We start from the raw sequence: 13778 nt of genomic DNA on the forward strand, positions 1-13778 counted from the left end.
TATGACAAATCAACCTAAGTGAGAGTTATCATATGATAAAAGTTCATGGCATACCTGCTTTTTCAGACAATTATATCTGGTGTATATATGATGACGCGAGCATGCAGGCTGTCGTTGTTGATCCTGGCTCATTTAGTGACACTCAAGATTATTTGAATTCACAAGGGCTAGACCTAGTAGCAATTCTTATCACTCACCACCACCCTGATCACACGGGAGGCTTGGCAAAACTTAAAGATCAATATGACTGTAAAAGCTTCGGCTCATCTCACTCAAAAGTTGAAGGTATCGATGAGCAACTGTCTGAAGGCGAAGCGATCAGCTTACTTGGCTTACAATTCAAAAGCCTCGACGTTCCGGGTCATACGCTTGATCATAATGCCTACTATTGCGAACAACTAGACGCATTGTTTTGTGGGGACACACTATTCTCAGGTGGTTGCGGTCGCTTATTCGAAGGCAGTGCTGAACAAATGTATAACTCGCTTGGAAAAATCCGCTTACTACCGAAGACGACACGCATCTTCTGTGCACACGAATATACATTAGCCAATCTAGATTTTGCACTGAGTCTAATGCCAGACAACCAGGCACTACAAAACTACTTAGTAGAAGCCACCGATTTGCGTAAGCGTGGCTTATCCACTATCCCCTCCACACTAAAAACAGAACTGGAGATAAACCCGTTTTTTAGAAGCAACGATCCAGCCTTAGCTTCGAATGTTAAACAACTATTCCCCAATACGAATAGCTGTGAGCCAGATATTTTTGCCGCAACAAGGCTCGCGAAAGATCAGTTCTGACCATAGTAACAACGGGTTAGCACTTACAGAGTTAAATTTGTTACTAATTATTTAGCTCCAAGCAGTTGACCCTAAAGCCCCTACTTCATAGACTGGGCGGGAAAACTTGCTTAACGCCTAACAAAATGTGTTCCTTTTCTCGCAGCAGTAAAATAGCCACCCAATCGATATGCGTCATTTTCCTCTTATAGTTCTACTTTTGCTTATTAACGCTTGCGCGAGCTTTGATTCGTCGCGCGGACAGCTTGCCCCCCCTAGCTCGGTGCCGTCAGTTTCCAGCAACACAACATCAAACAAAAGCGAACCTACCCCCGACATTGAGAGCAAGGAAAACACTCAAGTAAGCGAACAAATCTCAAATACTCAAGAAAGTGGCATTAAGCAAGCGTCAACTGCTAGTAAAGCAAAGCTCCAACCCTCCCCAGAGCACACCAGTACGACACCAGCTAGTAATTCCGACAACGAAGCACTAACAGCACCACCCTATTTAATCTCTCAAATATTTGACGAAACGGTGGAGCCAAAAGAAAAGTTTTTCGTTAGCGGCCTTTTGAGCAGCCCAGATGAAGATCTATTCAGTAGTTTTGCTCTGAATAATAAGCTTATCGACAGCGCATCTGCCGAACATAACAAACAGCAGAATCGTAACTACGAGCAATACGGTTTTATCACTCCAACTGATGAGCTGGAACAGAAAGTCAATCAGGAGCTTCAGCTTCTTCGTGATAGACCTAGCCATAACCCTGACCAAGGCGACCTGCTTGACGATATTCGAAAGCACTTTACACTCGACCTGACTCTTGACAACAAGCGCATTCAAAGCCAGTTACGCTGGTACGTAAACAACCCCAATTATCTAGACCGAACCTTTAAGCGCTCTTCACGCTATCTTCACCATGTGGTGCAAGAAGTTAAGAAACGTAAACTACCGATGGAACTAGCACTACTACCTTTTGTCGAGAGTGCCTACGATCCTTTCGCATACAGTCATGGCCGTGCTTCAGGCTTATGGCAGTTTATTCCAGGTACCGGGAAGATTTATGGTTTGCATCAAAACTGGTGGTACGATGGACGACGTGACGTATTAGCATCGACTCAAGGAGCTCTCGAATACCTGAGTTACTTAAGTAGACGATTTGACGGCAACTGGCTCCATGCTCTTGCATCTTACAACTCTGGTTCAGGCCGCGTTAGTAAGGCGATAAAGCGCAATAAAAAACTAGGAAAACCCCAAGACTTCTGGTCTTTGAAGCTTCCAAGAGAAACCCGCGCTTACGTCCCTAAACTGCTTGCTCTTGCCAAGATTGTAAAGTCGCCTGAAAAATACAACATTCAATTCCCGAAAATCGCTGATAAACCGTACTTTGAGACAGTTCAAACTGGCGGGCAGATCGATCTTGCCCAGGCAGCTACCCTGGCCGGCATCGATATAAAGGAAATATATAAACTCAACCCAGGATTCAATCAGTGGGCTAGCGCCCCCATGGGGCCTCATCGTTTATTGGTACCTATTGAGAGCGCCAAACAGTTTAAAGCCGCGCTGACTGAGCTACCTCCAGAAAAGAGGCTCAACTGGACTCGCTACAGTATAAAACGCGGTGACTCCTTAATTCGCATAGCAAAGAAATTCAACACAACTCCAGCCTTGATTAAGCAAGTCAATCAGCTGCGCTCTAACACGATCAGAGAGAAACAAAAATTACTTATCCCTGTTGCATCTGAAGGTAAAGCTTATTACAACTTAAGCCAGCATAATCGACTCAAGCGCAAGCAAGACAAAATATCCGGAAGCCAAGGCAGCAAGAAACTACGTTATAAAGTACGCTCTGGAGATACCATGTGGGATATTTCCAGAGCTCACAAAGTAGGCGTTCGCTCTCTAGCCAAGTGGAACGGCATGGCACCCACTGACCCGATTAAGCCAGGTCAGGAATTAATTATCTGGTCACTTAAGGATGTAGGTAAAGCAAGCATGCCGCTACCGTCTTTTAGAGATAAAAGGCAAATGATCAGAAAGATTGGCTATCGAGTAAGAAAAGGTGACTCGCTCGCTCGCATCGCAAGTAAGTTCAGCGTAACGATTAATGACCTAGTAAGCTGGAACAAGCTAAACAAGAAAAAATATCTACAGCCAGGACAGAAGCTAACCATCTACGTAGACATAACAGCTACTTAGGCCCCGTTACCGAGGCTAGAATTTATTTTAACCTAGGAAGCCACCTCTAAAATCATTCAGACAATAAGTACTCACTAAATTCGATAAAGTGGGAAACAGTTACCTTATCTACTGGAATCATAGACTTATCAGCGTCAGCGCTATTTTCACTTAATTCACTCATCATACCTTTCACTCTTTCAAGCGTTTCACGAATCAAGCTGACCATTGAGTCGCGCGGAGATTCAAACACTCCCATTGAATCATTCATCTGATTAAAGTGATTAACCATATCTACAATAGGTTGATACCGCTTTAGGTTTGATAAGTCATTCGTTCGACCTTCTTGTGAACTAGAAGGTGCACCATAAGTTCTTAACTCTTCCGCTACAGTCTTGGACAAGTCTAAGGAAAAGGATGCAATTTCGCTGGAATCAAACCCTACACTCATCGCTGATTCAAATGCATCCTGAAAGCGGTCTTGAAAAAATAATTCCGTTACATTACCTAGCTGCGACAATAGCTCGTTAATTGCCGTAAGCTCCGATTCATCCAGCTCCCCTTCGACACTATATTCAAACGACTTATCGCCGGACACAGCCACGCCTAGAGAGTTTCCCGAAGACTGGTAAATAGAGGCAAATGTATCACTCAAACGAATCGAGACTTTATCGCCATCCCTGGTCGTTAAGGAAAACTCGGTACTATCATGACTTGCATATTTGTACTTGGAAACAGCCTCGAAAGACTCTGGCTTAAGCTGTTGTTCATTGACTTTCTCTGGCGTAAAAAACTCGTAAACATTTAAAGCTTGCTGGGAGGTTTTAGCCTCAGTATCTACAGGAGTGTTAGTCGAAGCCGCAACTTCATTTCTAGCGCTCTGCTTGCTCCCTTCAGCTAAGCCATCTGCAGCACTCAGATGTTTTCCTTCAATATCATCTACCCCCTCATCAACCAAATGTCGAGACTGAGCTATTTCCTCCTCAAGCTTTTCATCCATCAAACCCAATGCGCTGATATCTTCTTTAGCGGATGAAAAGCCCGCCTCAATCCCTTTTCGAGCCTGACTTAATAAGTCACCAATTCTCGACTCATCCGCCCCGTTTCTGAGCTCGCTTTCAATTCGGCGTTCGACAAAACCGAGCACAGTATGAGCCACATCTGATGGAGAAGGCACTTTAAACTCAAACTGAGGTTTTTCGATAGTAATATTGAAACTAAAGTTTGTCTCTATCGAGCGGGAGAAAATTCTCCTTCCACTATCGGTACCGGCTTCTAAAAGCTGAGTTTCAACGCTTGTTTGCATACTTGCACTTAGCTTTGCAGAGCCAGTGCTTTCAGCTATCTTACTGGCATCTAGCGAGCGGTGCCGCGACAGCCCACCATCGTTTAGCTTGTCAATGTTATCTAATGCGTTCATACAAAACCCTCTAAAATCCGGTTGACCTCATAGCTATTATCGTCCGCAAAAAGATTTTCTTTAGGCATTCTTTTATAGAAAAGACATCTAAAGCAAGAATCTGTTATATTCCACGCAATTCACCAACTTAATGCGATTACTATGAATAAATTCCCCGAACCAAGCGACCAATACATGCCCGCCACACTCCTTCGGCGACTTCTTGCGTTTTTTTATGACAGTATCTTATGCATAGCTCTCACCATGACCATCACCATGATCTATATGGCGATTAGCCATAGCCTTATTGGTGCCGAAGAGTACAAGCAAATTAATGAGTCAGGCCAATCGCTTAAGGACCCACTACTATCCTCAACGCTTTTTATTTCCCTATTTCTGTTTTTTGGTTATTTCTGGACTAAAACCGGACAAACCCTTGGAATGCAGGTTTGGCATTTACGCATACAAAATGAGGACAACACATCAATCAGCTGGAACCAAGCCCTTGTCAGGTTCTTTGTCGCCGGAGTTTCCATTGCCGCATTCGGTCTTGGCTACCTTTGGGTATTCATCGATAAGAAAAATCGAACCTGGCAATGCATCGCATCTGAAAGCAAAGTTATACGAATTCCAAAGCGCAGCTAGACTCTAAATAAGTCAAACCAGCTTTCTCAGGTCAAAAAAAAGCTCTCGACATAATCGAGAGCTTTTTAGACAACAAACAAAAAATTAATCGTGAGCAGAGATAATCCAGTTTGTAGTCGACTCCATATCAGTAATAAACAACTGACCGATTGACTCACCAGTATCGCCGAATGAGATAGAGTGGATATCAATATCACCCTTGAAGCGCGTATTGATTGCAATACCATCCACAAAAGGATTACTACCAGCAAGCAGACCATCTATATTTAAAACAGCATCTTTAACTGCATAGATTTCACGAATAGAGTGCGCAAAACTAAATGATGAAGTGCCATCCAAACCTGTCAAATCGCCACGCTCATTGTGAATTTCCATGTCAGAAATCTGAACACCGGCAATATCAATATATACATCCAGATCTGTAATCTTAAAGTAACGACCCCAGTATATTTTGGAGTCAGCCTTACCCGTATTACCACCTAGAGGTCCAGATCCATCAAAGCCGTTACCATTGTTCTCAAGATGTAAGTCATCAGGACCTAAGTAACCCTGGATACCTAATTGACTAATCAAGGTAGTTGTACCAGCAGCACCTTGGTCGGGACCCTGACCATCAGTATCTAGACCAGCAGAACCTAGCTCATAACTTGAACTTGCCAAGCCAATTGCATCGATTTCAAGACGAAAGTCGACAGCATGCTCTAGGACTAGCTCTGCAGTATGAAAATCGTCTAATCCAAATCTACCGTCAGCTCTATACTGATCGATACCGCCTTCTGAAGCCCAGCCATCAGTAAAGTCAAAATGGATTACCAAATCACCATCACCATATGTGCGCTTATCGTCAATTACAGCGTTATCACGAGTTGAGTCAATACCGTTTGCAACACTAACAAACGTCGTATCAGTATTCCCATCATTTACATACATCTGAGCAATATCACGCATATTGGAAAAACCATATGCAAGCTCATTATCACCGTCGGTACCATCACCGGCGATGTCAATCTCAAGCCGTAAGTTGTCAAGCATCGTACCTGCAGAGCCCGTACCATTACCCAACGAGTTACCACCCATACGGATACCTTGAATCAACAAATAGCCTGCATCGTGATATGCGAACTCTCCGATCTCCCACTGACTTTCTACATCAAGAGTAAGACCTGCCTGACCCGTGACGTCTTGTAGACTATCTTCATCAAGCATTTGGACTTCGGCCATCACATTTGATGACAAAGCAGAAACTGCCGTCACCAAAGCCAACCTCTTCAAGCCTTTCATTATTGTATTCTCCTACTTTTTTTATTGTGCCGGCCTTCAGCTCTATTTTAGTCCAATCGGGATATATAGACTTTGTACCGTTAGGCGCCCCTTTCTTTCTTAAATACAGCCCGCATCCATGCATACACAAACCTGTGCCAAGGTCCTACAATCCACCCTTGACCCAAGGACTACTACATACGCATTTTATCCAGTCTAGTTGCTGCTTGAATAATACGCGAATTAACAACCTGGTTCAATCATGGAAAGTCTGTGTGAGACACTGCTCTCACTCCAGCTCAACGTGCCCTTCGCAAAAGGAATATCCCTGCTACCAAACATACCGAAATAGGAATAACAGTCGCATAGATTGGATTAAAACCAAACACAATTGCACTCGGCCCTAACAGGTCTTGTGCATACTTGAACAACAGTCCAACCACTACCCCTGAAAACACCCTAAACCCCATCGTGACAGACCTAAGAGGCCCAAATACGAACGATATTGCCACCAAGACCAATACTGCCGTTGAAATTGGCTGAAACGCTTTCTTCCAAAATGACATCATATAAGCGTCAGAGTTTAAGTCCTGAGCTTCAAGATATTGAGAATAAGTATATAAACCCGATATAGATAAGTCGTCGGATGAGACAACCAACACACTAAGCACCGAGGGAGACAAGTCTGTTTGCCAAGTTTTAGTTGGGAAATGATTGACGTAAGTGCGCGCCCCTTTAAAGCTTGTTTCAATAACAGACTCTAACTGCCAAGTACCACGCTGAAAAATAGCACGCTTCGCAAACACACTACTTTCAAGCTGATGATCAGCATCATACCTCTGCAACGACACACCATGAAGCACACCGTTTGATTGCACGGCATTAAAGTGCATAAAAGTATTACCCTCCCGATGCCACACCCCTCTATGACTGGCAACATTTTGCTCTGCCCCCTGGAGAACCGCTCTACGACTCTGAGCTATACCTTCCGTTACAGGAGCAACAAACTCCCCCAAAAACAAACCAATAAGCACAACAACTATTGCAGGCTTCATCGCAAAAAAGACAATCCTTCTGGTCGATACACCCGCTGCACGAATCACCACCAACTCGCTATTTTTGGCAATTGCACCCAAGCCTATCAAGCACCCCATAAACGCCACCAAAGGCAAGTAGTCATATATTCGTCGAGGCAGGGTCGTCAGTACGAACAATGCGGCATCAATAATCCCGTACTGCTCACTCAAATCATTCACTTCCGCCATAAACGCAAACAAAACATCTAACGATAGAACAACCGCCGCAACCAATAGCATGGACGCCGCCACTGTTTGCACAATGTAACGATTAATTCTTCTCATTATTGTTCCCTAGCGCCATATATAATCTGCTAAAAAGCGTTTTCAAAAGTGCCTTATGGTTAATCAAAAATATGCCCTAATATCAGAAATTTGCTGAAGAACGATGCAGTTCATCATTTGGCTTGCTATTCTATGACGATACACGTTTTCAAACCACCTCATTATGTGCTTCAGCACTAATGACCTTCGATACGATAAGAGACAGAAATGAATTACAATATTGTCGATACCGCGATTTCATCACTAAAAGCAGACAGCCTATGCATAGGCCTATACGAAAATCAGACACTATGTGAGCAAGGCAAAGTGCTCGACAAACTTCTTGATGGGCAACTAAGCCAAAGCATATCGCAATTCGACATTGATAGTGATTCAGGAAAAAGCTTCTTCCTACCCCTTCGTAGCGAACACGCTAATAGCGTTATTCTTTTGGGCATGGGAGACAAAAAGAAGTTAAACCTAAGCAGCCTAAACAAGGCCTTCAGCGCATTAGCAAGTCAAGCGAAAAGCGCCAAAGTAAAATCCTTACACTGCTTTTTGGACAATACTATAGATGGCACAGACATTAGCGCCAGACAACTCGCAAACAGTCTCGTTCGCTCAATTTCTGACCAGCATTACACTTTCGATCAGTACAAAAGCAAAAAATCTCCGGCCATCATATTGGAAAACATCAGTGTCGTCTGCTGCACTGCAGACCAACAAGCCTTGAGCGAAGCAACTGTGATCGCTCAAGCTCAGGCGAGAGGCATGGCTACAACCAGAACGCTTGGCAACCTACCCGGAAATGTCTGTACACCTGCTTACCTAGCAGAGCAAGCACTAGCGCTAGCAAGCAGAAGTAATAACTTTGAAGTAAAAGTACTCGAAGAATCTGATATGGAAGCACTAAACATGGGTGCATTTTTATCCGTATCCAAAGGTAGCTCAGAACCAGGAAAAATGATTATCCTTGAGTATAAAGGTGGCAAAGAAGGCGATGCGCCACATATGTTAGTCGGCAAAGGCATCACCTTTGATACCGGAGGAATTAGCTTAAAACCTGGCCCGCAAATGGATGAAATGAAGTATGACATGTGCGGTGCCGCGAGCGTTATCGGTACGATGACTGCAATTGCCGACCTACAACCCAAAATGAATATCGTCTGCATCATTGCAGCGGCTGAAAACATGCCGGCTGGACACGCCTCCAAACCTGGTGATATCGTGACAACAGCTTCGGGTCAAACAGTAGAAATTCTAAACACCGATGCAGAGGGCCGCCTAGTTTTATGTGACGCCCTAACCTACGCCAAAAACTACAAGCCCGCCTCAGTTATCGATATTGCGACACTTACTGGTGCTTGCATTATCGCGCTTGGGCACAGCACCTCTGCCGTGATGGGCAATGACGACACCCTGGTCGATGAACTTCTGCAGTCAGGCAAAGAGGTAAACGATAAAGCGTGGCAATTACCCATTTGGGATGAGTATCAGGAACAGATCGAAAGCCCCTTTGCCGATATTCAAAATATTGGCGGCAAAGGCGCAGGCAGCATTACCGCTGCATGCTTCTTGTCTAGGTTCACCAAAGAATACAAATGGGCTCACTTGGATATCGCAGGTACAGCTTGGGTATCAGGAGGAAAAGACAAAGGTGCAACAGGTCGTCCGGTTCCTTTGCTACTGAACTATCTGTTAAGCAAAGCGTCTTAAATATCTAGCAAGACTATTGAGTTAATTACGACAGCGACAACAAAAGCATGCCCAGAATAGACCTATACCTCTTAAATGAAGCCAACTTTTCTGAGCAAATTGCTTTTTGTTGCCGTTTAACGGAGAAAGCCCTGCAACAACACAGTCGAATTCATATTCAGACTGTGGACGCTATTCAAAACGAAGCACTAAACAGCGCTTTATGGACTTTCAAACTCGAAAGCTTTATTCCTCATAGTCTCGGTCAAAATGAGTCAGAAAGCAAAACCGCGCCAGTCATCATCGATGACAAACCATTAAAGTCATCACTTCAAAAAGACGATTCTTTGCTCATCCTCCTACGAAAGCAGTTACCCGAGCGCTTGGAAGATTTCAGCCGTTTGTGCTTAATCATTCCGAATATTGAAATCGAAATTCAGGACGCACGTACCTTATACAAGCAACTAAAGAGCCTTGGCCATGAGGTTCATATCCACGATCTACGGAAAGCTTAGGGAAGTCTTTGCTTTTTTAAGCAACTATATTAAGCAAGTCCCTAGCTTCAGCTCGCTCACGCCATGTATAATGTCGGCCATTTTTTATCGTATGCCAAGCGAAAGTCAGGCACTCGACCTCTAGCCATTTTTAACGAGTAAGCATCAACGATTATGGATAAGACCTACCAACCTAGCGAAATAGAACAGTCTTGGTATAAAACCTGGGAAGAAAGCGGCTACTTCAAGCCTTCAAATGAAGGCCAGCCCTACACCATTATGATTCCGCCACCGAATGTCACCGGTAGCTTGCATATGGGACATGCCTTCCAGGACTCTATTATGGATGCCCTAACCCGCTATCACCGCATGAAAGGTCATAACACTTTATGGCAGGTCGGTACCGACCACGCGGGTATCGCAACTCAAATGGTTGTTGAGCGCAAGCTTGCTGCTGAAGAAGGCAAAACTCGCCATGACCTCGGACGTGAAGCCTTTCTCGATAAAATCTGGGATTGGAAAGAAGAGTCCGGTGGCACAATTACCCGTCAGCTTCGTCGTTTAGGTGCTTCTGTCGATTGGGACCATGAACGCTTCACGATGGACGATGGCTTTTACAAAGCCGTTCAGGAAGTATTTGTTCGTTTATACAAAGATGACTTAATCTATCGCGGCAAGCGTTTGGTAAACTGGGATCCTAAGCTTCACACGGCTATTTCAGACCTGGAAGTCGAGAACAAAGACAAAAAAGGCAATATGTGGAACCTTCGCTATCCACTAGCCAATGGTGAAAAAACCTCTGAAGGTAAAAACTACTTAGTCGTCGCAACCACTCGCCCCGAAACCATGCTGGGTGATACAGGCGTTGCAGTCAACCCTGAAGATCCACGTTACAAAGACCTGATCGGTAAGTTTGTAGAATTGCCTCTTGTTGGTCGTTTGATCCCGATTGTGGGTGATGATCATGCCGACATGGAAAAAGGCACTGGTTGTGTAAAAATAACACCTGCGCACGACTTTAACGATAATCTAGTGGGTAAGCGCTGCGGCCTAGCGATGATCAATATCTTCGATATTGATGCTGCCATCCTTAAAGAAGCAGAAGTTTACGACACTGAAGGCCAAGCTTCAGATGCTTTCGATACAGCCCTACCCGCAGAATTTGCTGGCTTGGATCGATTTGAAGCGCGTAAAGCCATCATTGCAAAATTTGAAGAGCTTGGCTTATTAGAAAGTATTGATGATCACAATTTGGTTGCACCCTACGGCGACCGCTCAGGTGTTGTCATCGAACCACTTCTTACAGACCAGTGGTTCGTTCGTGCAGGCCCGCTAGCTGAACCTGCAATACAGGCAGTTGAAGATGGCGAGATTCAGTTTGTTCCCAAGCAATACGAAAACATGTACTTCTCCTGGATGCGCGACATTCAGGACTGGTGTATCTCTCGCCAGCTTTGGTGGGGACACAGAATCCCGGCTTGGTACGATGCTGAAGGTAATGTTTACGTTGGCCGCACTGAAGAAGAAGTACGTACTGAAAACAATATTGATGCTTCAGTTGAACTGTCTCAAGACGAAGACGTTCTCGACACCTGGTTCTCTTCAGCACTCTGGACTTTCGGCACACTAGGTTGGCCAGAAGCAACGGAAAGGTTGAAGACCTTCCACCCAACAGATGTTTTGGTAACGGGCTTCGATATTATTTTCTTCTGGGTTGCCCGCATGATCATGATGACCATGCACTTTATGAAAGATGAAAACGGTAAAGCCCAGGTTCCGTTCAAATATGTATACGTAACAGGCCTTATTCGAGACGAGCATGGTGACAAAATGTCCAAGTCGAAGGGTAACGTACTCGACCCGCTCGATATGATTGACGGCATCGACCTTGAATCTCTGGTTGAAAAACGCTGCGGTAATATGATGCAGCCCCAGCTTGCTCAAAAAATTGAGAAGCGCACGCGCAAGACCTTTGAAGACGGTATCTCTGCACACGGGACCGATGCACTTCGTTTTACCCTATTCTCACTGGCTTCGACGGGTCGTGATATCAACTGGGACATGAAACGCCTAGAAGGCTACAGAAACTTCTGTAACAAGATCTGGAACGCTGCACGTTATGTGCTCATGAATACTGAAGATCAGGACTGTGCTCAGAATTCTGACGATTATCAATTATCTTTAGCTGACAAATGGATCATCTCGCGCCTTCAGCAAACCGAAGCATCCATTGAAAAATCTATTGGTGAGTTCCGTCTAGATATGGCCTCACACACTTTGTATGACTTCATCTGGAATGAGTATTGTGATTGGTACCTGGAGCTTTCCAAGCCGATTCTAAACAGTGACGACAGCGACGAAGCGCTTAAGCGTGGCACACGCCGCACACTGGTACGAGTACTTGAAGCTGTACTAAGAATGGCTCACCCCTTTATCCCTTATATCACAGAGGAAATCTGGCAGCGTGTTGCTCCCTTGGCCGGTCAGTCTGGCGCAACCATTATGACTCAGCCTTACCCTGAAGCAGATGAGTCGAAAGTCGATGAAAAAGCACTGGGTGACGTTGAGTGGCTAAAAGGTGTCATCGTCGCAATACGAAACATTCGTGGTGAGATGGATATCTCTCCTGCCAAGGCAATTCCCGTTCTACTGCGTAACGGCAATAATGAAGATCAGCGCCGCTTCCAGGAAAACGAAGGCTTTGTTAAGTCACTCGCCAAGCTCGAGTCAATGAGCTGGTTAAATGACGAAGAAGCGCCTATGAGTTCAACTCAGTTAGTCGGCTCTATGGAAGTCTTGGTACCAATGGCCGGTTTGATCAACCTTGATGCCGAGATAGCTCGACTCAATAAAGAAATCGATAAGGCGGAGAAAGAAATTAAGCGCCTTTCTGGCAAACTGAACAATGAGAAGTTCGTAAGCAATGCGCCAAAAGACGTTGTAGAGAAAGAGCAGGCTAAGCTGGAAGACGCGCAAAGTAGCCAAGCCAAGCTGGCTGAACAGCTCGAAAAAATCAAGGCCATGTAATTGGCCTTGAAGCTACACATAATGGGTGCCGGTGCAATGGGCTGTCTTTGGGCAGCTCATCTGCACTGCGGATTTTCAGGGGCCTCTGGCCCGCATGTTAGCTTTATTGATAAGCGAGCATACTCAAACCTGTCTATGCGCAAGGAACTTTCCTTCTCTATTAGCAGCCCCTTCCTGGCTCACATTCCAGAAAATACCCAACTAAGCTTTAGGCTAGAACAAACACCGCAAACAATCGATTGCCTACTTGTGTGCACCAAAAGCTTCGATGCCCTTCCCGGCCTTAAAAAGCTTGGTGAAGCCATCACAGATAAAACCCTATTAGTGTTATTCCAAAATGGCCTGGGTAGCCAATACGACATTCTAGAAGCCTTTCCTGATAACCCTATTTTCGCCGCCGTCACGACTGAAGGCGCTAATCGGGTTTCTTCAAATCAAATTGTCCATGCAGGCTCCGGCCTTACGCGCGTCGGCCCCTTAAACAAAGCTGCAGAATCTAACGATGCTGCCCGAGCGCTACTTAATTACCTTCAGCCACCCGCATTAGACAAGACGCTAACACTCCAATACGAAAAGGACATATGGCAGGCTTTGTGGCACAAGCTCGTGATCAATTGCGCTATTAATCCCTATACAGCGCTACTAAATTGCCCGAATGGCCAAGTACGGACATCACGACGTTTTATTGAAGGTTGGCCAATACTGAAGCTAGAACTTAGCGAGCTGCTAAACACAGCAAGCTACCCTCTTTCCGGTGATGAAATCGAAACGCTGGTTTTCGATGTGATGCAAAAAACCAGCACAAATATCTCCTCTATGCTACAAGATATTCGCGCGGGTAAACGCACTGAAATTGATGATATCAATGGCTTTGCAGCCCGGTTTTTGGCTCAGCATACCTTAAGTAGCGAAGTGAATAGTTATTTGGCGAGCAAGGTTAAGGCTCTGCCTACACATTGA

Annotated in this window: 10 protein-coding genes; 7 read left to right on the plus strand and 3 right to left on the minus strand. The window is 44.9% G+C overall.

Translation table 11 applies throughout. The features are described from left to right. Nucleotides 1–32: 32 nt before the first annotated feature. A complete protein-coding gene (gene gloB / locus A3729_RS16030) occupies nt 33–803 on the plus strand; it encodes a hydroxyacylglutathione hydrolase (RefSeq protein WP_068507824.1) in 771 nt (256 codons plus the stop codon). Between the two features lie 199 nt (nt 804–1002). Then, the gene (locus A3729_RS16035) at nt 1003–2979 is read left to right on the plus strand and encodes a LysM peptidoglycan-binding domain-containing protein (protein ID WP_197473230.1); all 1977 of its coding nucleotides are present in this window, start codon (nt 1003–1005) and stop codon (nt 2977–2979) included. Between the two features lie 52 nt (nt 2980–3031). On the opposite strand, the gene A3729_RS16040 is transcribed toward A3729_RS16035, so the two are convergent. After that, nucleotides 3032–4378, minus strand: a complete 1347-nt coding sequence (locus A3729_RS16040; RefSeq protein WP_068634074.1) for a DUF5610 domain-containing protein — start codon at nt 4376–4378, stop codon at nt 3032–3034. 141 nt (nt 4379–4519) lie between these two features. On the opposite strand from A3729_RS16040, the gene A3729_RS16045 reads away from it, so the two are divergent. Then, nucleotides 4520–5002, plus strand: a complete 483-nt coding sequence (locus A3729_RS16045) for an RDD family protein (RefSeq protein WP_068552993.1) — start codon at nt 4520–4522, stop codon at nt 5000–5002. Between the two features lie 84 nt (nt 5003–5086). On the opposite strand, the gene A3729_RS16050 is transcribed toward A3729_RS16045, so the two are convergent. Beyond that, nucleotides 5087–6283, minus strand: coding sequence for a DUF6160 family protein (locus A3729_RS16050; RefSeq protein ID WP_068552994.1), 1197 nt, complete (start codon nt 6281–6283; stop codon nt 5087–5089). Between the two features lie 278 nt (nt 6284–6561). Further along, on the minus strand, nt 6562–7623 hold the full coding sequence (gene lptG, locus A3729_RS16055) for an LPS export ABC transporter permease LptG (protein WP_068552995.1): 1062 nt from the start codon (nt 7621–7623) through the stop codon (nt 6562–6564). Nucleotides 7624–7830: 207 nt separating this feature from the next. On the opposite strand from lptG, the gene A3729_RS16060 reads away from it, so the two are divergent. The 4 genes from A3729_RS16060 to A3729_RS16075 all read left to right on the plus strand — a co-directional run bounded on the left by A3729_RS16060 (nt 7831) and on the right by A3729_RS16075 (nt 13778). After that, nucleotides 7831–9318: a leucyl aminopeptidase gene (locus A3729_RS16060; RefSeq protein WP_068634075.1), complete on the plus strand. Its 1488-nt coding sequence runs from the start codon at nt 7831–7833 to the stop codon at nt 9316–9318. A gap of 47 nt (nt 9319–9365) precedes the next feature. Further along, nucleotides 9366–9812, plus strand: coding sequence for a DNA polymerase III subunit chi (locus tag A3729_RS16065; protein ID WP_068507836.1), 447 nt, complete (start codon nt 9366–9368; stop codon nt 9810–9812). 153 nt (nt 9813–9965) lie between these two features. Next, on the plus strand, nt 9966–12818 hold the full coding sequence (locus tag A3729_RS16070) for a valine--tRNA ligase (protein WP_068552996.1): 2853 nt from the start codon (nt 9966–9968) through the stop codon (nt 12816–12818). Between the two features lie 6 nt (nt 12819–12824). Next, on the plus strand, nt 12825–13778 hold the full coding sequence (locus A3729_RS16075; protein WP_156490266.1) for a ketopantoate reductase family protein: 954 nt from the start codon (nt 12825–12827) through the stop codon (nt 13776–13778).

It is taken from the genome of Oleiphilus sp. HI0043, assembly GCF_001634935.1.

What these genes read in the sequence shown, in the direction of transcription:
- gloB (WP_068507824.1), top strand. Translation starts at nt 33, where the DNA reads ATGATAAAAGTTCATGGCATACCTGCTTTTTCAGACAATTATATCTGG.
- A3729_RS16040 (WP_068634074.1), bottom strand. Translation starts at nt 4,378, where the DNA reads ATGAACGCATTAGATAACATTGACAAGCTAAACGATGGTGGGCTGTCG.
- A3729_RS16045 (WP_068552993.1), top strand. Translation starts at nt 4,520, where the DNA reads ATGAATAAATTCCCCGAACCAAGCGACCAATACATGCCCGCCACACTC.
- A3729_RS16050 (WP_068552994.1), bottom strand. Translation starts at nt 6,283, where the DNA reads ATGAAAGGCTTGAAGAGGTTGGCTTTGGTGACGGCAGTTTCTGCTTTG.
- lptG (WP_068552995.1), bottom strand. Translation starts at nt 7,623, where the DNA reads ATGAGAAGAATTAATCGTTACATTGTGCAAACAGTGGCGGCGTCCATG.
- A3729_RS16060 (WP_068634075.1), top strand. Translation starts at nt 7,831, where the DNA reads ATGAATTACAATATTGTCGATACCGCGATTTCATCACTAAAAGCAGAC.
- A3729_RS16065 (WP_068507836.1), top strand. Translation starts at nt 9,366, where the DNA reads ATGCCCAGAATAGACCTATACCTCTTAAATGAAGCCAACTTTTCTGAG.
- A3729_RS16070 (WP_068552996.1), top strand. Translation starts at nt 9,966, where the DNA reads ATGGATAAGACCTACCAACCTAGCGAAATAGAACAGTCTTGGTATAAA.